The organism is Salinimicrobium sp. TIG7-5_MAKvit (assembly GCF_049569215.1).
GTDB lineage: Bacteria > Bacteroidota > Bacteroidia > Flavobacteriales > Flavobacteriaceae > Salinimicrobium > Salinimicrobium profundisediminis.
The window spans coordinates 3,727,197-3,749,066 of sequence record NZ_CP145903.1; the positions used below are offsets into that span (position 1 = coordinate 3,727,197).

General features: G+C 41.2%; 25 protein-coding genes and 1 other RNA gene. 15 read left to right on the forward strand and 11 right to left on the reverse strand.

What is annotated here, in order from left to right; translation table 11 throughout:
- Positions 1-39: 39 nt before the first annotated feature.
- The 3 genes from fsa to ffs all read right to left on the reverse strand — a co-directional run bounded on the left by fsa (position 40) and on the right by ffs (position 1,706).
- Entirely contained in the window at positions 40-693 is a 654-nt protein-coding gene (gene fsa, locus V5739_RS16695) for a fructose-6-phosphate aldolase (protein ID WP_266068900.1), read from the reverse strand.
- Between the two features lie 62 nt (positions 694-755).
- Entirely contained in the window at positions 756-1,568 is an 813-nt protein-coding gene (locus V5739_RS16700; protein WP_423819099.1) for an SDR family oxidoreductase, read from the reverse strand.
- A gap of 39 nt (positions 1,569-1,607) precedes the next feature.
- Positions 1,608-1,706, reverse strand: an RNA gene (ffs, locus tag V5739_RS16705) — signal recognition particle sRNA small type.
- Between the two features lie 87 nt (positions 1,707-1,793).
- On the opposite strand from ffs, the gene V5739_RS16710 reads away from it, so the two are divergent.
- Entirely contained in the window at positions 1,794-2,855 is a 1,062-nt protein-coding gene (locus V5739_RS16710; RefSeq protein WP_423819100.1) for a glutaminyl-peptide cyclotransferase, read from the forward strand.
- Positions 2,855-3,265 carry an acyl-CoA thioesterase gene (locus V5739_RS16715; protein WP_423819101.1) on the forward strand — a complete coding sequence of 137 codons (411 nt, stop codon included), beginning with the start codon at positions 2,855-2,857 and terminating at the stop codon, positions 3,263-3,265. The genes V5739_RS16710 and V5739_RS16715 overlap by 1 nt, the downstream gene beginning before the upstream one ends.
- Before the next feature lie 179 nt (positions 3,266-3,444).
- Here V5739_RS16715 and glyA read toward each other — a convergent pair whose 3' ends face one another.
- A complete protein-coding gene (glyA, locus tag V5739_RS16720) occupies positions 3,445-4,719 on the reverse strand; it encodes a serine hydroxymethyltransferase (RefSeq protein WP_423819102.1) in 1,275 nt (424 codons plus the stop codon).
- Positions 4,720-4,829: 110 nt separating this feature from the next.
- Here glyA and fahA point away from each other — a divergent pair, with 110 nt between their 5' ends.
- Entirely contained in the window at positions 4,830-6,119 is a 1,290-nt protein-coding gene (fahA, locus tag V5739_RS16725) for a fumarylacetoacetase (protein ID WP_423819103.1), read from the forward strand.
- A gap of 72 nt (positions 6,120-6,191) precedes the next feature.
- On the opposite strand, the gene V5739_RS16730 is transcribed toward fahA, so the two are convergent.
- Positions 6,192-6,392: a hypothetical protein gene (locus V5739_RS16730; RefSeq protein ID WP_423819104.1), complete on the reverse strand. Its 201-nt coding sequence runs from the start codon at positions 6,390-6,392 to the stop codon at positions 6,192-6,194.
- Positions 6,393-6,515: 123 nt separating this feature from the next.
- Positions 6,516-6,914, reverse strand: a complete 399-nt coding sequence (ytxJ, locus tag V5739_RS16735) for a bacillithiol system redox-active protein YtxJ (RefSeq protein ID WP_423819105.1) — start codon at positions 6,912-6,914, stop codon at positions 6,516-6,518.
- Between the two features lie 193 nt (positions 6,915-7,107).
- On the opposite strand from ytxJ, the gene clpB reads away from it, so the two are divergent.
- On the forward strand, positions 7,108-9,708 hold the full coding sequence (gene clpB / locus V5739_RS16740; RefSeq protein ID WP_423819106.1) for an ATP-dependent chaperone ClpB: 2,601 nt from the start codon (positions 7,108-7,110) through the stop codon (positions 9,706-9,708).
- 138 nt (positions 9,709-9,846) lie between these two features.
- Positions 9,847-11,043 carry an IS256 family transposase gene (locus V5739_RS16745; protein WP_423818582.1) on the forward strand — a complete coding sequence of 399 codons (1,197 nt, stop codon included), beginning with the start codon at positions 9,847-9,849 and terminating at the stop codon, positions 11,041-11,043.
- 75 nt (positions 11,044-11,118) lie between these two features.
- Here the strand turns inward: V5739_RS16745 and V5739_RS16750 are convergent, their stop codons facing one another.
- Complete coding sequence (locus V5739_RS16750; RefSeq protein WP_266068891.1) at positions 11,119-11,304, reverse strand: CsbD family protein; 186 nt, start codon at positions 11,302-11,304, stop codon at positions 11,119-11,121.
- Between the two features lie 102 nt (positions 11,305-11,406).
- Between V5739_RS16750 and V5739_RS16755 the strand changes: the two genes are divergently transcribed.
- The 4 genes from V5739_RS16755 to V5739_RS16770 all read left to right on the forward strand — a co-directional run bounded on the left by V5739_RS16755 (position 11,407) and on the right by V5739_RS16770 (position 13,612).
- Positions 11,407-12,507 (forward strand): esterase-like activity of phytase family protein, encoded by a 1,101-nt coding sequence (locus V5739_RS16755; protein ID WP_423819107.1) that lies wholly within the window; start codon positions 11,407-11,409, stop codon positions 12,505-12,507.
- 3 nt (positions 12,508-12,510) lie between these two features.
- Complete coding sequence (locus tag V5739_RS16760) at positions 12,511-13,032, forward strand: SixA phosphatase family protein (protein ID WP_423819108.1); 522 nt, start codon at positions 12,511-12,513, stop codon at positions 13,030-13,032.
- 229 nt (positions 13,033-13,261) lie between these two features.
- Positions 13,262-13,489 carry a hypothetical protein gene (locus V5739_RS16765; protein ID WP_423819109.1) on the forward strand — a complete coding sequence of 76 codons (228 nt, stop codon included), beginning with the start codon at positions 13,262-13,264 and terminating at the stop codon, positions 13,487-13,489.
- Positions 13,490-13,504: 15 nt separating this feature from the next.
- On the forward strand, positions 13,505-13,612 hold the full coding sequence (locus tag V5739_RS16770) for a hypothetical protein (RefSeq protein ID WP_423819110.1): 108 nt from the start codon (positions 13,505-13,507) through the stop codon (positions 13,610-13,612).
- A 3-nt stretch (positions 13,613-13,615) separates the two neighbouring features.
- Here V5739_RS16770 and V5739_RS16775 read toward each other — a convergent pair whose 3' ends face one another.
- Complete coding sequence (locus V5739_RS16775; RefSeq protein WP_423819111.1) at positions 13,616-14,362, reverse strand: DUF6503 family protein; 747 nt, start codon at positions 14,360-14,362, stop codon at positions 13,616-13,618.
- Positions 14,363-14,484: 122 nt separating this feature from the next.
- On the opposite strand from V5739_RS16775, the gene smpB reads away from it, so the two are divergent.
- Positions 14,485-14,940 carry an SsrA-binding protein SmpB gene (smpB, locus tag V5739_RS16780; RefSeq protein ID WP_423819112.1) on the forward strand — a complete coding sequence of 152 codons (456 nt, stop codon included), beginning with the start codon at positions 14,485-14,487 and terminating at the stop codon, positions 14,938-14,940.
- A gap of 197 nt (positions 14,941-15,137) precedes the next feature.
- Here the strand turns inward: smpB and V5739_RS16785 are convergent, their stop codons facing one another.
- The 3 genes from V5739_RS16785 to V5739_RS16795 all read right to left on the reverse strand — a co-directional run bounded on the left by V5739_RS16785 (position 15,138) and on the right by V5739_RS16795 (position 16,540).
- Positions 15,138-15,428 carry a helix-turn-helix domain-containing protein gene (locus V5739_RS16785; protein ID WP_423819113.1) on the reverse strand — a complete coding sequence of 97 codons (291 nt, stop codon included), beginning with the start codon at positions 15,426-15,428 and terminating at the stop codon, positions 15,138-15,140.
- Complete coding sequence (locus tag V5739_RS16790) at positions 15,418-15,768, reverse strand: type II toxin-antitoxin system RelE/ParE family toxin (protein WP_423819114.1); 351 nt, start codon at positions 15,766-15,768, stop codon at positions 15,418-15,420. Before V5739_RS16790 ends, V5739_RS16785 begins: the two co-directional genes overlap by 11 nt.
- 127 nt (positions 15,769-15,895) lie before the next feature.
- Positions 15,896-16,540 carry a protein-L-isoaspartate(D-aspartate) O-methyltransferase gene (locus V5739_RS16795; protein WP_266068885.1) on the reverse strand — a complete coding sequence of 215 codons (645 nt, stop codon included), beginning with the start codon at positions 16,538-16,540 and terminating at the stop codon, positions 15,896-15,898.
- Positions 16,541-16,677: 137 nt separating this feature from the next.
- On the opposite strand from V5739_RS16795, the gene V5739_RS16800 reads away from it, so the two are divergent.
- Genes V5739_RS16800 through V5739_RS16820 form a run of 5 tightly spaced genes read left to right on the forward strand, consistent with a single transcriptional unit; the run spans position 16,678 to position 21,853 of the window.
- The gene (locus V5739_RS16800) at positions 16,678-17,640 is read left to right on the forward strand and encodes a Gfo/Idh/MocA family protein (RefSeq protein WP_266068884.1); all 963 of its coding nucleotides are present in this window, start codon (positions 16,678-16,680) and stop codon (positions 17,638-17,640) included.
- Positions 17,641-17,648: 8 nt separating this feature from the next.
- Positions 17,649-18,539 (forward strand): 3-hydroxybutyryl-CoA dehydrogenase, encoded by an 891-nt coding sequence (locus tag V5739_RS16805; RefSeq protein ID WP_423819115.1) that lies wholly within the window; start codon positions 17,649-17,651, stop codon positions 18,537-18,539.
- Between the two features lie 36 nt (positions 18,540-18,575).
- Positions 18,576-19,811, forward strand: coding sequence for a DUF1015 domain-containing protein (locus V5739_RS16810; RefSeq protein ID WP_266068882.1), 1,236 nt, complete (start codon positions 18,576-18,578; stop codon positions 19,809-19,811).
- A 4-nt stretch (positions 19,812-19,815) separates the two neighbouring features.
- Positions 19,816-20,475, forward strand: a complete 660-nt coding sequence (locus V5739_RS16815) for a YggS family pyridoxal phosphate-dependent enzyme (RefSeq protein ID WP_423819116.1) — start codon at positions 19,816-19,818, stop codon at positions 20,473-20,475.
- A 13-nt stretch (positions 20,476-20,488) separates the two neighbouring features.
- The gene (locus V5739_RS16820) at positions 20,489-21,853 is read left to right on the forward strand and encodes an exonuclease domain-containing protein (RefSeq protein WP_423819117.1); all 1,365 of its coding nucleotides are present in this window, start codon (positions 20,489-20,491) and stop codon (positions 21,851-21,853) included.
- The last annotated feature ends 17 nt before the right edge of the window (positions 21,854-21,870 follow it).

Consider the following 21,870-nt stretch of genomic DNA (forward strand, 5'->3'; position numbering starts at 1 on the left):
CGAAGAAAAAAAGCTTTAAAAAATGTCATTTTTGGAACCTTAGTTCCCTTTTTTATGATCGGCAAGGAATTTCTCAAGACCAATATCAGTAAGTGGGTGGTTTAATAAACCTGTGATCGCCGAAAGTGGCCCGGTCATTACATCGGCACCTATTTTAGCGCAGTCAATTACGTGCATGGTGTGCCTCACCGAAGCTGCAAGAATTTCAGTTTCAAACCCGTAGTTATCATATATTTGGCGTATTTCCATGATAAGGTTCAAACCATCTGTTGAGATATCATCAAGTCTCCCGATAAAAGGAGAAACATAAGTTGCACCGGCTTTGGCTGCCAAAAGCGCCTGACCTGCCGAAAATACCAAAGTACAGTTTGTTTTAATTCCTTTATCGCTAAAGTATTTGATGGCTTTAATACCGTCTTTGATCATAGGCACTTTCACAATAATTTGATCATGCAAAGCGGCAAGTTCCTCTCCTTCTTTTACAATATTCTCAAAATCGGTCGCAATCACTTCGGCACTAACATCTCCGGTAGTGATCTCACAAATCTTCTTGTAATGGGCAATGATGTTGTCTTTCCCGGTGATACCTTCTTTAGCCATAAGAGAAGGGTTGGTAGTCACTCCGTCAAGGACCCCAAGATCCTGGGCTTCCCTTATCTGGTCAAGGTTTGCTGTGTCGATAAAAAATTTCATAGTGTGTTGTTATAAATGATTAAATACTGCTGAAAAATGCCATTTTTCAACCTTCTGCAAAACTACAACTTATAATGTTTTAAGAGTAGGCGCTCATACAATTTATCGGGCAATATGCGCTTTAAAGCAATAGAGAACTTTTGCAGCGGCTCCCCTACCTTGTAATGTATTTTTGGATCTTTTTCCTGAAGTATGCTGTAGATCACTTTGGCCATCATATTGGGATCTTTACCCTGGTCTACATGCTCATTCATGATCTTAAGCGTGTTGCCGTAAGGCTTTTCATAAGGAGAACCTGCTATTACCGGCGCGTGATACCTTCCCGCCGCAATGTTAGTGGCAAAATCTCCCGGGGCTATATTGGTCATTTTGATATTTGAATCCTTCAGCTCCATTCTAAAAGCTTCGGTAGTGATCTCCAGCGCTCCTTTTGAAGCCGAATAAATTCCGCGGTAAGGCAACCCCATATACCCGGCGATGGAAGTTACATTAATAATAAGACCAGTGTTGTTTTTCCGCATTTGAGGCAGTACGGCCTTAATGACATTTATGGGCCCAAAATAATTGGTATCAAAAGCCTTTTTAATTTCCTCATCGGGCGTTTCTTCAATTGGGCCGGTAATACCAACCCCCGCATTATTGATAAGTACATCAATTTTTCCTGCGGAAGCAATAACTTCAGCCACGGCAGCGGTGATGGTTTCAGGTTTGGTAACATCGAGCGCGACCAGAGGAAAGGCAGAATTCCGCCCCGACGGATTACGGCTGGTTCCAAAAACGGTATAGTTCTTTGATTGAAGAAAATTGGCAATGGCTTTTCCAATTCCTGAAGATGCTCCTGTTACGAGCACCACTTTTGAAGCTGTTTCTGTCATGCTGCAAAGATGCAATAAATCGAGACTATTGGAAACAAAAAATGGCAAGCTACCCACATCACACCGCTACGACCGCTTACCCTTGCTGCGTTCCCGCCCTGGGGGATTCAGCAGGAGCTGGTTGTGTGGGACTTGCCGGGGCAAATATACAACCTTTCATGTTTTTTGCAAGGAATTTTTAAGCTGAATTCTTTAAATTAGCTTCCATAAAAATTACTGTGAAACATGAAGGTATATAATCCTCTCTTTTTGATGGCATTGGGTGTAATTTTGCATTCCTGCGGAAGTGACTCCAATGAATCAGAAAATAATTATTCTTTAAAAATAGAAGAAAACAAGAAGGAATTTAAGCTTGGCGAAAGCCTGCAGGCGCAGGTAAACGGAGAAAAAGATTCTGTGATTTACTTTCTGGGAGAACAAAGATTAGCAAAAACTGTAGGGGGAGAATCCCTTAACCACACTTTTGATGGAGAAAAACTGGGCAAGTGGCAGCTAAATGCTCGTATATATAATAATGGTGAAGTGGTTGAAAAGCAACAGGAAATTACCCTTTTTAATGACGCTGCCCCTGTTACCTATACTTACGAGATCATCAATAAATATCCGCACCAGGCCGATGCTTACACCCAGGGACTGGAATTCTTTGAAAATAAACTCTATGAAAGTACCGGCCACTATGGGAGTTCTTCTCTAAGGCTGGTAGATCTCACAACGGGTGAAGTTCAAAGAAAAATTGACATTCCTTCTCAATATTTTGCTGAAGGCATTACCATACTCAATAATAAGATCTATCAACTCACCTGGAAAGAAGGAGTCGGTTTTATTTATGACGTAGAGACTTTCGAGAAGACCGGAGAGTTTAATTATGAAAAAAGTAAAGAAGGCTGGGGACTGGCAAATGACGGTAGCATACTGTATAAAAGTGATGGTACCGAGAAAATATGGTTTTTAGACCCCGCTTCTCCTTCCCTACCAGAGACAGATTATATTCAAACGGTAACCAATCGCACCATTGCCACACAGCTCAATGAGCTGGAATGGGTAGATGGAAAAATCTACGCCAACACCTATCAAAAAGACGGGGTTGCAATAATTAATCCGAAGAATGGCGCTATAGAAGGAGTGATCAACTTCTCTGGTTTACGCGACCAACTGGGAAACACCGCCGATCTTGACCCGGTAAACGATGTGCTCAACGGCATTGCATACGACCCCGGGAGCAAGAAACTTTACGTTACCGGAAAAGACTGGGATACACTTTTTGAAGTAAAAATAATAGAGAACTAATGGTAGTACCTGCAGAAACATACACACATAAAAGAACGGTTTCCGAAGATGATTTAGATGACCTCAACCATGTGAACAATGTACGTTATGTGCAGTGGATACAGGATATCGCAAAAGAGCACTGGGAAGTTAGAGCTACCGATGAGCTTAAAGAAAACTTTATCTGGGTGGTGATTCGCCACGAAATAGACTACAAAAAACAGGCATTTTTGGGAGATGACCTTATTATAGAAACCTATGTGGGAGAGACCACTTTTGTCACTTCTGAAAGGTTTGTAAACATCAAAAGTGCCAAAAACGGTGACGTTTTAGTTGCGGCAAAATCTATGTGGTGCCTGCTGGACGCCCATTCAAAGAAACCCACCAAAATCACCGAAGAACTACGTAACGTTTTCCATAAAAGGGAGTAAAACACTCAAATTTCAGCTTTTCACGACAACTTCGGAAGCAAATGAGGCCCTGATATTTATCTATCCCCAACCTGCACTTCCGCAGAATTAATAAAACTTCAGAAATAAAAAACGCTGCCTAAAAATCCCATTTTTGAGACCTAAGGCAGCGTTAATATTTACTTTAATTATTTGTTCCCTTACATCTGAAAGAGAGGTCTTCCCTGCATAAGGTTAATCACGTCCTGTCTCACCGCTTCAAGCTTCTCGTCATCCTGATAATTAGTGATCACGCGATCAATAAGGTCAACAATAGTATCCATATCGGCTTCTTTGAGTCCGCGGGTGGTTACCGCCGGAGTCCCGATGCGGATTCCTGAAGTTACAAAAGGGGATTTATCATCAAAAGGTACCATGTTCTTGTTCACCGTGATATCGGCTTTTCCAAGAGCTTCTTCGGCTTCTTTCCCTGAGATATCTTTATTGCGCAGGTCGATAAGCATCATGTGATTGTCTGTCCCACCCGAGATCACCTGGTAATCTTTTTTCATAAATGCTTCAGCCATACGTTTGGCGTTTTTCTTCACCTGTACCGTATAATGAAGGAATTCATCGGTAAGGGCTTCACCAAAAGCCACAGCCTTTGCTGCAATGATATGCTCTAAAGGCCCACCCTGGTTTCCGGGGAATACACCGCTGTTAAGCAGCATAGACATCTTTTTAGGGCTTCCGTTCTTAAGAGTTTCGCCAAAAGGATTGTCAAAATCTTTCCCCATCATAATAATTCCGCCGCGAGGCCCGCGCAAAGTTTTATGAGTGGTTGAGGAAACGATGTGGCAATGAGGAATTGGGTCGCTGAGCAAACCTTTAGCTATAAGACCTGCCGGGTGTGCGATATCTGCAAAAAGTATGGCACCAACACTGTCGGCAATCTCTCTAAAACGCTTGTAGTCTATTTCCCTTGAATATGCCGAGGCACCGGCAATGATCATTTTGGGTTTCTCTCTTTCAGCTATTTTTTGAACTTCGTCATAATCTATAAGTCCGGTTTCTTTATCTACTCCATAAAATACAGGATTGTAAAGCTTTCCGGAGAAATTTACGGGAGAACCGTGAGTTAAATGTCCGCCGTGGGAAAGGTCAAAACCAAGGAATTTATCACCGGGTTTCATACAGGCGTGAAAAACAGCAGTATTGGCCTGAGATCCAGAATGCGGCTGCACGTTCGCATATTCGGCATTAAAGAGTTCTTTTAATCTATCGATCGCCAAATTTTCAACCTCATCTACCACATCACACCCACCGTAATATCTTTTACCCGGGTAACCTTCGGCGTATTTATTGGTAAGTACAGAACCGGCAGCTTCGAGTACCTGTTCACTTACAAAATTTTCACTGGCAATTAACTCTAAACCATTAAGTTGCCTCTCCTTTTCTGCGTCAATTAAATCAAATAATTCGTTATCCCGTTGCATATGCATTTTTTACGTTAAATAATACTCAAAAATAGCAAATACATTCGGTTCTTAGTAAGAAAATAATATATTTGGTTCGAATTGATTTTAACAAAATACCAACATTTATTATGTCCATTACAGCTAACGACCCTACACGAAAAACCTGGCTGGAAGTACCCGAAAACTCTGATTTTCCCATACAAAACATCCCCTTTGGAGTTTTTCTTACAAGAGATGATATCATCACCATTGGAACTCGTATAGGAGATACCGCAATAGACCTGGGTGCCCTGCACCAGTTGGGTTATTTTGAAGGTATCCCCCTTACTGACGATATTTTTCTACAGGATACCCTGAACGATTTCATTTCTGACGGAAAAAAAACCTGGAGACTTGTAAGGAATCGTATTGCTGAAATTTTTGACACCAGCAATGAAAGCCTTCGCGATAATGAAGAACACCGGCAGGTTGTTCTCTTTACCCTGGATGAGATTGAAATGCAAATGCCTGTACAGGTAGGCGATTATACCGATTTTTATTCCAGTAAAGAGCACGCTACCAATGTGGGTACTATGTTTCGCGATCCAGATAATGCATTGCTGCCCAACTGGCTTCATATTCCGGTAGGTTACCACGGAAGAAGTTCTTCTATAGTTCCCAGTGGCATCCCAATTCACCGCCCACAGGGACAAACCAAACCTAAAGATGCCGATGAGCCTGTATTCGGCCCCTCAAAAAGAGTGGATTTTGAACTGGAGATGGCTTTTATCACTACCGATGTCAACCACCTTGGGGAACCCATACCAATAGATGAAGCCGAAGATTACATTTTTGGACTTGTACTTTTTAATGACTGGAGTGCACGCGATATTCAAACCTGGGAATATGTGCCTTTAGGACCTTTTCTTGCCAAGAACTTTGCTTCTGCCATTTCCCCGTGGATCGTTACTTTAGATGCGCTTGAACCTTTTAGGGTGAAAAGCCCAAAACCTGAAAAGAAACTATTGCCTTACCTTCAATCTACAGGTAAAAAGAGTTTTGATATAGAACTTGAAGTATTTATTAAGCCCGAGAATGCTGAAGAAACCCGGGTCTCTAAATCCAATTTTAGACACATGTACTGGAACATGAGCCAGCAGCTCGCTCACCACACCGTGAACGGTTGCCCTGTACTTTCCGGAGACATGATGGGATCGGGAACAATTTCAGGCCCCACGCCCGACTCTTACGGATCTATGCTTGAACTTTCATGGAAAGGTGAAAAACCTGTAAAACTTTCTGACGGCAGTACCCGTACTTTTATTGAAGACAACGATACTGTTATTATGCGTGGTTTTTGCCAAAAAGATAACTACAGGATTGGATTTGGGGAGGTAAGCACAAAGCTGCTTCCTGTTTTTGAGCCTAAGAAGAAGTAAGTTCTACAACAACCAATAAAAAAGAGCCGTAAAATATGATATTTTACGGCTCTTTTTTATTTTAAAAGGATGCTAAATAAGCTCTTCTCTACTATTGCGATCTTCTCGGTTTTTATCGCGGTTCATGTCTCTTTCTCTCTCGGCATCTTCCTGCTTTTGCTTGTCACGGTCACCTGCGGCCTGTTGCGCCGGGCTCCTTCTTTCTTCTTCCTGTTGGTGACGCCTTTGCCCTTCATTTTGATCGCGGTTGCGATCTTCTCTTCTCTCTTCCATAATTACAATTTTTAAGGTTCTTAGATAACACCTCTAAATATAATTAGAAATCACCTCTTAAAATATTGATTATAAAATCTTTAACCGGATTTTAGCTTTGATCATAATTGAGAAAAAATTAACCTACAATTGATCTTTTATATTCTGAACTTCAATGGATTGATGTGAGGAATGATGAACTACTTCCCTATTCTTAAGGATGATCATTTGTGGGCTTTCATGTCTCACCCCAAAGCGGCTGGCCACTGCGTTAGAAATGTCGCGGTTCGCTAAGAGATCAAGAAAGTAAAGTTTTACTTCTTCATCTTTTGGCAGATCATAACTTCGCTCAAAATTGTTTAATACCATTCGGCTGATTCCGCAGCGGGTAGAATGTTTAAAAATCACTACAGGTTGCGAATCAGATTCTTTTTCGATCTCTTCAAGTTGCTTCTCTTCAGTAAGAGCGTGCCATGGCACCTCCACAATCTCTTTCTTCACGATATCTCTTTCACTTTTAAAAACTTTATCAAATAATCCCATTTTTGAAGGCTTTAGTTACACGTTTATTGAACTCTGTAAAATAGTAAAATCATCTGATAATTCGGTTACAGGGCCTTAACTTTAGCATCTCTATAAGAGACAAAAAGTCATTAGATTCTGCAAAATATCAGCCATTTTGTCGGCATTATTGTACTGGTACATGCTTTGCTAAAACTAAACAAAAAGATCAACTATGAACTTAAATAATTTTACAATAAAAAGTCAGGAGGCCATTCAGCAGGCCCAGCAACTGGCGCAGGAGTTAGGGCATCAGCAAATAGAGAACGAACATATATTCAAAGCAATTACCTTAGTAGATGAGAATGTTACTCCTTTTCTTCTGAAGAAGCTCAATATTAATGTGAGTCTCTTTCAGCAGATCCTGGACAAGACACTTCAGAATTTTCCGAAGGTGAGCGGCGGAGATATTATGCTCTCGCGCGAAGCATCCAAAACTCTTACCGATGCATCTTCCGTAGCTAAGAAAATGGGAGATGAATATGTTTCCGTAGAGCACCTTATTTTAGCCATTTTTGGATCTTCCAGTAAAGTAGCCCAGATCATGAAAGACCAGGGCGCAACCGAAAAAGGTTTAAAAGCTGCAATTGAAGAACTTAGAAAAGGAGAAAAAGTCACTTCCCAAAGTGCCGAAGAAACCTACAACTCCCTGAATAAATACGCCAACAACCTCAATAAACTGGCCGAAGAAGGAAAGCTTGATCCTGTAATTGGACGCGATGAAGAGATACGCAGGGTATTGCAAATCCTGTCGCGAAGAACCAAGAACAACCCAATGTTAGTGGGAGAACCCGGTGTGGGTAAAACCGCCATTGCCGAAGGTCTTGCCCATCGTATCGTTGCAGGTGATATTCCCGAAAACCTCAAGGATAAACAAATCTATTCCCTTGATATGGGGGCTTTGATTGCCGGCGCAAAATATAAAGGGGAATTTGAAGAAAGACTAAAGGCCGTCATTAGAGAAGTAACTTCCAGTGAAGGGAACATCGTGCTGTTCATTGACGAGATTCACACTCTTGTAGGTGCCGGTGGTGGCCAGGGCGCCATGGATGCAGCCAACATTCTAAAACCTGCCCTGGCAAGAGGGGAATTGCGCGCTATTGGAGCAACCACTTTAGATGAGTATCAAAAGTATTTTGAGAAGGACAAAGCCCTTGAAAGACGTTTTCAAAAGGTAATGGTAGATGAGCCAGATACTGAGAGTGCCATATCTATCTTACGCGGAATCAAAGAAAAGTATGAAACTCACCATAAAGTACGGATCAAAGATGAGGCAATCATCTCGGCTGTTGAGTTGTCGCAACGTTACATTACCAACAGGTTCTTACCCGATAAGGCCATAGACCTAATGGACGAAGCAGCATCCAGGTTAAGAATGGAGATCAACTCCAAACCTGAAGAACTCGATGTGCTCGACAGAAAGATCATGCAGCTTGAGATAGAGATGGAAGCCATTAAACGGGAGAATGATGAAAATAAGCTTAAAGCTTTGAGAGCCGATCTTGCTAATTACAAAGATGAACGCAATGAACTCCATGCCCAGTGGAAGAATGAAAAAGACGTTGTAGACAACATCCAGACGGCAAAATCGAGCATAGAGAATTATAAGCTTGAAGCCGAGCGTGCCGAAAGAGAAGGCAACTACGGAAAAGTAGCCGAACTGCGCTATGGTAAGATCAAGGAAGAACAGGAAAGGCTGGCCGAACTTCAGAAGCAACTGGAAGAGAATCAGCAGGGAAAATCTTTGATCAAAGAAGAAGTCACCAACGAAGATATTGCTGAAGTTGTAGCTAAATGGACAGGCATTCCGGTTACCAAGATGTTACAGACCGAACGGGAGAAACTTCTCAAACTGGAAGATGAACTTCATAAAAGAGTGGTAGGTCAAGACGAGGCTATAGAGGCCGTAAGTGACGCCGTGCGCAGGAGCCGGGCAGGGTTACAGGATCAAAAGAAACCTATAGGCTCCTTCCTGTTTTTGGGTACTACCGGAGTTGGTAAAACCGAATTGGCCAAAGCTCTTGCCGATTATCTCTTCAACGACGAGAGTGCGATGACCCGTATTGATATGAGTGAGTACCAGGAACGCCACGCTGTGAGCAGGCTTGTTGGGGCGCCTCCGGGATATGTAGGTTACGATGAAGGTGGGCAGCTTACAGAAGCGGTAAGGAGAAAACCTTATTCGGTGATCCTGCTTGATGAGATAGAAAAAGCCCATCCCGACACTTTTAATATCCTCTTGCAGGTACTTGATGAAGGAAGGCTTACTGATAACAAAGGACGCCTGGCCGATTTTAAGAACACCATTATTATTATGACATCAAATATGGGTTCTCACATTATCCAGGAAAAATTTGACACGGTTAAAGATACTGAAACTGCGATGGAAAGCGCAAAAGTTGAAGTGCTGGCCCTGCTAAAACAGAGCGTGCGGCCAGAATTTATAAACAGGATTGATGATATCGTGATGTTTGCACCGCTTACCAGGAAGGATATCAAGCAAATTGTAGGTCTCCAAATGAAAGGCGTAACCAAAATGCTTGCGAAACAAGGTATTACTCTTGATGCAACCGAAGAAGCCATTGCAAACCTGGCAAACAAAGGTTTTGATCCTCAATACGGGGCAAGACCGGTAAAAAGAACGCTGCAAAAAGAAGTACTTAATAAACTTTCCAAAGAGATCTTAAGTGGTAAAATACATACCGATAGTATTGTGCTGCTCGATTGCTTTGACGACGAACTGGTCTTTAGAAACCACCAAGAAATCGCCCAATAATAGAAATGGCCCCAATTAATCGGGGCCATTTTTTGGCACTATATTAAAAACTGTGTAAGTTTTAAATAAAGGGGTTTGTTAGCCCCGTTATTTTTTTAACCTTGCCTGCAAAATCCAGGCACTAATATTTACACATTGATGAAAAAAGAAGATCTATTCGATGATGAGTTTTTAAAACAGTTTAAATCCGGAGAAGAACTTAGCAGCTTTCTCAAGCAACTTCAAAAACGAGGATTGGAGAAAATACTTGAAGGTGAACTTGATGGCCATCTGGATTACGACAAGAACCAAAAGTCTGGATCTGGAAATACCAGGAACGGTTATTCTCAGAAAAAGGTTCGCAGCTCTTACGGTGAAGACACTATAAAGGTTCCCCGCGACCGTGATGGCTCTTTTAATCCCATGATCGTTCCCAAACGAAAAAACATGGTGGACGGGATTGAAAATGTTATTGTATCACTATATGCAAAGGGAATGAGCAATAGCGATATTGAGGAGCAAATCTCTGAGGTGTATGGTTTTGATGTCTCTACTTCTACTATATCCAGAATTACAGACAGAATCAGCAATGATATCGTAGCCTGGCAAAATCGTCCTTTAGAGCCTGTGTATCTGATCGTTTGGATGGACGGAATCGTATTCAAGGTTCGAGAGAACTCTAAGGTAGTCAACAAAACCATTTACATAGCTGTAGGCCTTAGAAGAGATGGTAAAAAGGAAGTTCTTGGCCTTTGGTTAGGAAAGAATGAATCTGCCGCCTTCTGGATGAGCGTATTGACCGATATGAAAGCCCGGGGAGTTGAGGACATTTTAATCACTGCCACTGATAATCTCAATGGATTTACGGATACCATTAAGAATGTTTTTCCACAGTCTAAAACTCAAATCTGTGTGGTTCACCAGATCAGAAACGCCTGTAGGTATGTAGTTTGGAAAGATAAAAAAGCCTTTACCAGGGATATGAAGTTGATATACGATGCACCTACCAAACAAGCCGCAGAAGCTGCCTTGGAAGATTTTGCCACCCAATGGAACTCTAAGTATTCTTATGCGATAAAAAGCTGGAGGGACAACTGGGAAGACCTTACCGTCTTTTATGAGTTCCCGCTGGAGATCAGGCGAATCATTTACACCACCAATCTTATTGAGAACCTGAATGGTAAGATCAGAAAGTACACTAAAAACAAATTATCCTTCCCAACCGATGATGCTGTAATGAAATCTGTATATTTGGCTCTGAGGGAAGCAACCAAAAAATGGTCTATGCCCATTAGAAATTGGGGAATCGTCCTCAATCAGTTCTTGACTATATACGAAGAAAGGGTTCAACTTTAGATAAAAAGTCAAACCCCTTTATTTAAAACTTACACACTTTACGGGATAGTGTCATTTTTTTATTCCAGGAAAATCCTACCATCTGTCAATTTCCTTCTTCAATTCTTCCTTGCTGCGGCCGGTCTTTTCCTGTAGGCGCCCAAGCATTTCATCAAATCTACCCTCACGATAGGTTACATCATCATCGGTAAGATCTCCGTACTTTTGCTTAAACTGTCCTTTGATCTGTTTCCACTTTCCTTCAATTTGGTCATCATTCATAACTTAAGTTTTAATGGTTCTTATCGAAAGTAGCTAAACAAGGGCTGCCCTGCCGCTAAAAAAGTCTTATTTTGCTCTTAAGAATTTGTTATTTTTATCGGCATGAAAAAAGCATTCTTCTTAGTTCTTATAGCCACAGCCTTCTTTAGCTGTAAAAGTTCCCGAATAGGTAGTACTTCAAACGTACAGGTAAAATTTTTAGACGATTATAATATTACCGACAACCTCACTGTAAAAGGTACAGAGGTTGGCGGCCTTTCGGGCATCGATTACCAGGAAGGGAAATTTTATATGGTAAGCGACCAGCCTTCTATGCCGCGGATTTATGTGGCTAACATGGCTATTTCCGAAGAAAAGATCGATACGATAGTTATTTCTGATGTAATTCTTCTGAATAAAGAACATGAAAGCCTCAAGGAGCAACATCTGGATCTAGAAAGTATTCTCTTCCAGGCTGAAGAAGACAATTTTGTGCTTTCCAGCGAAGGAAATATCAATAATAAAAAAGACCCTATGCTCTTTAGGGTGTCAAAAAAGGGAAATTACGTCGACTCTTTTGCTGTACCCGCAAATCTTTTAGCTGAAAGTATCAAGAAGCCCAGAAATAACGGAACGCTTGAAGGACTTGCCGCTTCCTTTGATCAAAAAGGAATATGGGCGGCCATGGAACTTCCTTTGGTCACTGATGGACCAAAACCTAAGCTTTATCCCACAAAATCGCCGGTACGCATCACCTATTTCGACAAAAAAACCGGAGAACCTGTAAAGCAATTCCCCTACCGTTTAGAAAGAATAGCAAAAATACCCTGGCTCTATTTTGCAGTAAATGGCGTTACCGATCTTTTAGAGTACGCCCCCAACAAGTTTCTTATCCTGGAAAGAGGTTTTGCAGCCGGTCATGGTCAAAAAGGCAATACTGTGCGAATATTTGATGTAGATGCCAGCCTGGCTACAAATACTTTAGATATCAATAATCTTCGTGTCTCCTTTAATAATCCTGCAAAGAAAACTTTGCTTTACGATTTTAAATGGGCAAAAAAATACCTGAGCCAGGAAATCATTGATAACATTGAGGGCATCACCTTTGGCCCCAAACTTCCTAACGGCAATCAAAGCCTTATCCTTATTTCTGATAATAACTTCAACTCCATGGGGCAGCAGCTCAACCAGGTCATTCTCATGGAATTTGTTCCAAAAAGCTAATCTATGCGTACTTTTTTCATCTTTTTGTTTTCAATTCTATCTTTAGGAGAAACTTATGAAAATCCTATAGCACCACCTTTGCAGGAAGCTACCACGCAATATTATTTTATTCGTCATGCCGAAAAGGAAATGACCGATCCGCAAGACCGGAATCCGCAACTTTCTGAAGCCGGGATAAAACGGACAGCTAAATGGGCTGAAGTATTTGAAGAAGTTGAGTTTGACCTTATCTATTCCAGCAATTACCATCGCACCATGAATACCGCCAGGGCGGTGGCCGATAAGCAACAGAAGAAGATAGACATTTACGATCCCAAAAAATTAAACGATTCCGAATTTCAGAAGAAGACAAAAGAAAAAACGGTACTCGTCGTGGGGCACAGCAATACCAATCCTGCATTTGTAAACCTGCTGCTGGGAGAAAATAAATATCAGGATCTTGATGAATCAGAATACGGCAGCTTATTTATTGTTACCGTCTCGCCGGGGGGCGAAAAGACTTCCCAGGTACTTTTTATCAACTAAGGTGTCAAAAATGGCATTTTTAAAAGTTGTTTCTGAATGCTAAACTGAATTAAAGCATTTTTAGCAACTTCAGTCTCTATTAAATTCTGCTATCTAACAGGTGTTTTAACCAGTTTTACAGATTTTACTTTTGCCTGGGTACTCAATTTTATCCTGATGGCCTGGTACACCTATCTGGATTCTATTTTTAAGTGGAAATATAATTCGGTTTATTTCAATACCCTGCAATTTGAGAAAAAAGGACACATCTACAGGTTCTTCGGGGGTACATCTGTACAGGAAATTAATGGTATGGACGGGCTGGGAAAAGATAAGCCGCAAAGACCTTGAGATCATCAAAAAGGAAGAAGCTTTAAAGCGTGCTGAACAGGGGTTCCGCAGTTCTGAAGCCGGACACGCGATAATATTTCTTATCGTAATGCTGGTAACATTTATAGTAGCAAATACCTGGAGGTAAGCACTATGGCTCATCGTGCTCAATGTACTGCTGAATCTTTACCCTATTATCGTGCAGCGTTACAACAGGCCCCGCTACAAAAGATTATTGCGAAAATTTCAGGAGCAATCTCGGATGGTCTAAAAATTAATCCTGAATTTCAACCTTCAGAATTTCATTTTCAATCTTAGAAACCGTGGTTAATTTCCCTTTTTCGAACATATCATCAAGCTCTTCTAAGGGAGTAGATAGCGCATCGGTTTTATAATTTTCGTAATCCACAAACCGGATTCCGTTTACCATTCGTGGGTTTACTGCCTTCCTGAATCTAATTCCGCCGTCATTCACAAAGAAACGATAGGCCAGGTAATCTATGGTAAAATCATCTTTTTCGATCCAGTACATGTAAATATCCTCGTGGTCTACTCCTCCACCCTGCTGCTCAAAAGTGACTTTGATCTCGTGGTAGACTTTGCCGTTGATGGTATCCTGCCCCACAAGTTCTTTAATTACCGCATCGTCATTCAGGCGAAAAGGCAATTGTACGAAATAATGCACCGCATTGACACTTTCGGCATAAGCTTCGGAAAGAGAATCAGATAAACTGAGCTGTTCCTCTCCCTGAAAGCGCCTAAAACCTTCGTTATTCAAGATGTCATCATAGGTAGTGTTCGTAGAATCGGTAATTCTTCGGGTGAGTTCAAACTTTCCGTTATTGCGGGTACTGGTGTAAATATTTTTCCGGAACCGGAATTCAATATTTGCTTTTTCATACTTCTCCCCTCCGGCGTTTTCAACAGCTTTTGCTATGATCTTATCGGCTTTAGATTGAGGAGCTTGTTCATTACAGGAAGCCAGGGACAGAACAAATAGGAGTACCAAGTATTTTTTCATGACGGGGGATTGTAAAGAAACAAAAATACCGAATCTGGGGCTCAAACTGAAATTAAAACTCCGCCTTTTAAGATTTCCCTAAAAACACGGGTAATTCGCCAAAGCTTATTATTTTTGTTGATATGAAGAACGACATCAACATTAAGAACCGAAAAGCCAAGTTTGAATACGAAATTCTTGACAAATATATTGCAGGAATAAAACTGGCCGGTACCGAGATAAAAGCTATAAGAGAGGGAAAAGCCTCTATAGCCGAGAGTTTTTGTGAGTTCTCCAACAGTGAATTATTTGTCATTAACATGACGGTGCAGGAGTATTCTCACGCCACCTACTTCAACCACGATCCCAAACACGCCCGTAAACTTCTGCTTAACCGCAAGGAGTTAAGAAAGCTGGAAAAAGAAGTGAAAAACTCCGGATTGACCATTGTTCCTCTCCGCCTCTTCATCAATGACCGCGGACTCGCAAAAATGCAGATCGCACTTGCCAAGGGTAAAAAACTTTACGATAAACGCGAAACCATCAAAGACAGGGAAAGCAAACGTAAACTTGATAGAATTCAGAAAGAGTATAGGTAAATTTTGTTGCGGGTTGCGGGTTGAAAGAGTTGCGAGTTGCGGGTTGCGGGTTCTACGTTTTGTTGCGAGTTGCGGGTTCTGTTACAGGTAACAGCTTCTTGTTCAATACTAATTCTCCCTACTCGTAATTGTTCAACTTATTTTTACTGAATACTGAAGAACTTAATACTGAACACTCCTTTCTGAGATCACTAGTATCAAATCTCTATTGATATTTTAACCTTTCCACCCAGTCCTTTTTCAACTATATCGTATAAAGTTTTTAAGGTGAGATTACTTCCGTTATTCTCAACCCGGGAAATATATGTTCTTTTTTTATCCACTAAATCTGCGAGTTGTTCTTGGGTTAGGTTTTTTTCTTCTCTTGCCTTTCTCAATAAAAGGCCTATTTTAAATGACTCAAAATCCCTTTCCAGCTCATCTCTCCGTTCAGTTCCTTTCTCTCCGTAGACGGTATCCTTTATATCTTTCCAACTTCTAGTTTCCATTGTCCTGGTTTTTATCTGCGTAATAGGACTGCATTAAATTAACAGCCTTGTCAATTTCCTTTTGAGGTGTCTTCTGTGTTATTTTTGTGAATCCATTGAGCAGGATTACAAGTTTCCCCTCATCGAAAAAGCAAAAAACCCTCCAAATATTTGTTCCTAATTTTATTCGGGCTTCATAAAGACCTTTGGCACCCTTTATTGATCTAAGATATGTTGAAGGAACTCTTTCATAAGTTTCGATGGTTTCAAGGACTTTAAATATCTTGTCCTGAACCCTTTCTGGTTGCGAAAGCAAGAATTCCTCAAAATAATACCTCCCTAACCTTTCGCATACAACCAAAGGTAACTTACAAGTTACAATTATACAAGATGATAATTATTTTTTAAACCTGTTACTGCACAATTTAAAACCGAACACTGCATACTGAAGAACTGAATACTGCCAACTGATCACTGAATACTGAATACTAATTCCTGTCTTCCAGCAACGGTACAAACCTGAAATTTCCGAATTCGGTTTTTTCAAATTCTGTTTCAGATTTTCTTTCCAAAAGTGTCATTATTTGAGTGTCTTTCCCCACGGGAATAACCATTCGGCCACCAATTTTTAACTGACTCAGTAAAGGATTCGGTACAAAAGGTGCACCAGCTGTTACAATGATCCTGTCAAAAGGGGCATAATCGGGCAGCCCTTTATAACCGTCACCAAAGGCCAGGTATCTTGGGCGGTATCCTATTTTTGAAAGAAAGAGCTTGGTGCGCTTAAACAATTCAAGTTGTCGCTCAATGCTGTAAACTTTTGCACCCAACTCACAGAGAACGGCGGTTTGGTAGCCACTCCCTGTACCAATTTCCAACACCATATCCCCTTTTTTTACCTGCAGTACTTCAGTTTGAAAAGCAACAGTATAAGGCTGGGAAATAGTTTGATCGGCAGCAATGGGAAAAGCCTTATCCTGGTACGCATGATCTTCAAAGCTGCTATCCATGAACAAATGCCGGGGAATTTTTTTAATGGCATCAAGAACTTTTTCATCCCTGATCCCTTTATCTTCCACGACTTTTGCCAATTGTAACCTCTTTCCCTGATGTTTGAGCGTATCCTTTCGCACCTTTTAAGTTTTGATGGCCAAAATTACATAAAGATTACCTCAGGTTAAAGAAAATTTGGGATTTGCCGCTTTTATTCACTCCTAATTGGCATTGGCTTTAGTCCAAGAAATGTTATTTTTGTTGAAAACCATTTATTATGCTCAAAGCCGGCGTCCTGGGTGCAGGACACTTAGGAAAAATCCATCTGCGTTTGCTCCAGGAATCTGAAAAATATGATCTTGTGGGCTTTTACGACATAGATGAGAACAGTGGCCGCAAGGTTCAGGAAGAGTTTGGATATAAATATTTCAACAATTTAGACGATCTCATAGCCGCCGTAGACGTGGTTGATGTGGTCACTCCTACCCTTTCTCACTTTGAAGTGGGCCAAAAGACCATTAAAGCAGGAAAACATTTATTCATAGAAAAGCCTATTACCAACACGGTTGAAGAGGCCGAACAGCTGGTTAAACTGGCAAAAGAATACAATGTTAAAGGCCAGGTAGGTCATGTAGAAAGATTTAATCCCGCTTTCCAGGCGGTTGCAGATAAGTTTGAGAACCCTATGTTCATCGAGGCCCATCGCCTGGCGGAATTTAATCCGCGGGGAACAGATGTGCCGGTGGTACTCGACCTTATGATCCATGACATAGATGCCATTTTAAGCGTGGTAAAATCTGAAGTTAAGGAGATACAGGCCAGCGGAGTTTCGGTTATTAGTGACACTCCCGATATTGCCAATGCACGGATTCTTTTTGAGAACGGTTGTGTTGCCAATTTAACTGCCAGCAGGATCTCCCTGAAAAACATGCGCAAATCGCGCTTCTTTCAACGGGACGCCTATATTTCTGTGGATTTTCTCGAAAAGAAATGCGAGGTCGTAAAAATGAAAGATGCTCCTGAAGTTCCCGGAGATTTTGATATGATACTTCAAAATGCCGAAGGTCTTAAAAAACAGATCTATTTTGACAATCCGGAAGTGAACCCGAATAATGCCATTTTAGAAGAACTAAATTCGTTTGCCGCCGCCATTGAGAACAACACCACGCCAATTGTGAGCCTTGAACAGGGAACACAGGCACTGCGTGTGGCAAAACAAATTATTAACTCATTTAACTAATATCTTTTATGAAAAATATTGCAGTTATTGGTGCAGGAACAATGGGAAACGGAATTGCCCATACTTTTGCCCAATTTGGTTATAAAACAAATCTTATAGATATTTCAGAAGAAAGCCTGGAGAAAGGGATGAAAACCATTTCGGGCAATCTTGACCGCATGGTTTCCAAAGAAAAGATCTCTGAAGAAGATAAAACCAATACCCTCAACAACATCACCACTTTTACACAGATTTCAGAAGGTGTAAAAAATGTGGATCTGGTTGTAGAGGCCGCAACAGAAAATGTTGATCTTAAACTGAAAATTTTCAAGCAGCTGGATGAAACCTGCGCTTCAGAAACTGTGCTTGCATCAAACACTTCTTCTATTTCTATCACAAAGATTGCCTCGGTAGTTTCAAATCCTGAAAGGGTAATTGGAATGCATTTTATGAATCCGGTGCCGGTAATGAAGCTGGTAGAGATCATTCGTGGTTATAACACCAGTGACGAGGTGACTTCAAACATCATGGAGCTTTCAAAAAAGCTGAAAAAAGAACCTGTTGAAGTAAATGATTATCCGGGGTTTGTGGCCAACCGAATTCTTATGCCAATGATCAACGAATCTATTGAAACCCTTTACAACGGGGTGGCCGGGGTTCAGGAAATTGATACGGTAATGAAACTGGGCATGGCGCATCCTATGGGTCCGCTACAACTTGCCGATTTTATCGGGCTGGATGTTTGTCTCTCTATTCTCGAGGTGATGTACAGCGGCTTTAAGAATCCAAAATACGCTCCCTGTCCTCTCCTGGTAAATATGGTGCAGGCAGTAAAACTTGGGGTGAAATCGGGAGAAGGTTTTTATGACTATTCTGAAAGCAGGAAAGCCGAAAAAGTCTCTGGCCAGTTTACCTCTTAAAAATGGCATTTTTAGAACTTATTTAATCAGCAGCATTTGGCAAAAATAATTCCTTTCAGGGCTGTACGGCCTTCCCGGGATAAGGTGGGACTTGTGGCCTCGAGACCATACCAGGAATATTCGGTGGAAGAAGTGAGATTTCAGCTGGAGCACAATCCATTTTCTTTTCTGCATATTATTAACCCGGGATATAAATTTCAGAAGGAAATATCGGGAAGTGAGCGGTTTCAGCTTGTAAAGAACCGCTACCTTGAATTTAAAGAAGAAGAAGTTTTTATTCAGGATGAAAAACCGGCATATTATATTTACAAAACTATTTCCCGGCACCAGGCTTACTGCGGAATTATCGCGGCCACAAGTGCACTGGATTATGAAAATAATGTGATCAAAAAGCACGAGGATACAATTTCTCAGCGGGAACAACTTTTTAAAGATTACCTGAAGACAGTAGGCTTCAATACTGAACCAGTGTTGCTCACTTACCCCGACAGCCCTGTGATAAATGAGATCACTACAGCGGTAATGCAGGAGCGGCCCGAATATGAGTTTTCTTCTTTGAATCGTGATGTACATTACATGTGGATTGTAGATGATCCTGATAAAACGGAACAAATTAGAAAGGAATTTGAGCGCATGGAAGCGGTTTATATCGCCGATGGCCATCACCGCAGTGCCTCGTCATGGCTTTTGGCAAAAGAGTCACGAGAAAAGAACCCCAATCACACCGGAGAAGAACCTTATAATTTCTTTTTGAGCTATATGATAGCCGAAAGCAACCTGCAGCTATACGAGTTCAACAGACTGGTTCGTGACCTTAACGGACTTGGGAAAGAGGAATTCTTAATTGAGCTAGACGAGTGGTTTCGCATAGAAAACAGGGGCACGCAATTTTATAAACCTTCCAAAAAACATCATTTTTCGATGTATTTGGATGGAGAATATTATTCGCTTTACCTGCGAAGAACAAACTATGAGTTTACAGATTCTCTAAGCAGCCTCGATCCTTACATCCTGTTTATAAAGGTACTCAGACCTATTTTGAATATTACAGACCTCAAAAACGACAATAGAATATCATATCTTCCCGGAAGAAATGAAACTTTTGACGTGAAAAAGGCTGTAGATGAAGGTGAATTTGCCGTTGGCTTTGGGATGTTGCCATTAACTATTGAAGAAATAAAGCAAATTGCAGATGCCGGGTTAACCATGCCCCCAAAAAGCACCTGTATTGAGCCAAAACTAAGAAGCGGTCTTACCGTGTATGAATTTTAGAGCTATGAACATTGCAGAGAACATCAAATCATTTAAAGCAGAAATTCCTGAAGAAGTCACTCTTGTTGCTGTTTCCAAAACCAAACCCGAAAGTGACATTTTAGAAGCCTATAACGCCGGACAAAGGATCTTTGGTGAAAACAAGATCCAGGAAATGACCGAAAAATGGGAAAACCTGCCTAAAGATATCAAATGGCACATGCTGGGCCACGTGCAGCGCAACAAGGTAAAATATATGGCAGAATATGTGAACCTTATTCATGCCGTAGATTCCCTGAAATTACTGAAGGAAATTGAGAAGCAGGCAAAAAAATACGACCGAACCATAGAGTGTCTTCTGCAAATAAAGATTGCCGAAGAAGACACTAAATATGGAATAGATGTTGATGAAGCAGACAGCATATTACAGTCACAAGCCTACCGCGAGATGACTCACGTTAAGGTGGTTGGATTAATGGGAATGGCTACTCTCACTGAAAAAGAAGAGAAGATAAAAAAGGAATTTAGTTATTTAAAGAGTACTTTTGATAACTTTAAGTCAAGGTATAACTCCCTGCATACTTTATCAATGGGCATGAGCGGCGATTATAAGATCGCAATTGAATGTGGAAGTACGATGATAAGAGTGGGAAGCGCCATTTTTGGCGAAAGAAATTACAATTAAGAGGAAATAGCATTTGTACGCAGTTTTAGACATAGAGACTACCGGTGGGAAATATAATGAAGAGGGAATAACTGAAATTGCTGTCTATAAATTTGACGGTCATCAAATCGTTGATCAATTCATTAGCTTAGTTAATCCTGAAATACCCATTCAGCCATTCGTTGTTGGCCTTACCGGCATTAATAATGACATGCTCAGGAATGCTCCTAAATTTTTTGAAGTTGCAAAGCGCATTGTAGAAATTACAGAGGGGGCTATTTTGGTGGCACATAATGCCAAGTTCGATTATCGAATTCTGCGCACCGAGTTCCGCAGGTTGGGTTTCGATTATGAGAGGCAAAGTCTTTGTACTGTAGAACTTTCCCAAAAACTTATCCCCGGTTTACCGTCATACAGCCTCGGAAAACTGGTGAGGTCACTCGGTATTCCCCTAAGTGACAGGCACCGGGCTACCGGTGATGCCCAGGCCACGGTCAAGCTCTTCAAGATGCTGCTTGCCAAAGATTCAGAAAAAGAGATTTTAAAGAGTTCGGTTCGCAATGCGCCAAAGCTGAAGATGAACACCAAACTGGTACAGCTGCTGGACGAACTACCTTCAATTACCGGGGTTTACTACCTGCACAATGAAGATGGAGAAATCATCTTTATTGGAAAAAGCAAAAATATCAAGAAAAGGGTAAACCAGCACTTCACCAGTGATAACAAGAAATCGCGGGAAATTCAGAAAGAAGTTGCTTCTGTAAGCTATGAAGCCACAGGAAATGAACTAAATGCTTTGCTCAAAGAAAATGAGGAAGTAAAGCGCAACAAACCCAAATACAATAGATCTACAAAACGCTCTCTTTTTTCTCATGCCCTTTACCAGGCCAAAGACAAAGAAGGTTTTATTCATTTGAGGATTGGGAAGATTGATGGGCGCAAGAAATACATTACGGCTTTTACCAACCTGCAACAGGCAAAATCTACTTTAGAAAAGATCCTTCAGGAGTACGAATTATGCCAAAGCTTTACCGGCTTTTACGAAGGCGCGGGCAGCTGCTTTAACTACAACATGAAAGAATGCCGCGGGGCCTGTGCGGGAGAAGAAGGCGCTTCAGAATATAATGAGCGGGTAGTAAAGGTGCTCGAGGCCTACAGCTATGAAAAGAAAAATATGCTGGTGATTGACCGTGGAAGGGATATTGACGAAAAGAGCGCATTATTAGTGGAAGAAGGTGAATTTAAGGGTATTGGATACTTCAACCTCAACTATCAGTTGAATAACCTGGAGATCATAAAATCGATCATTACACCCATGAAAAATGACCAGGATGCCCAGCAAATCATTCAGAATTATTTGAGGAAGAACAATCGTTTAAAGGTGATACACCTCGATTAAGATACCTAAACACCTGC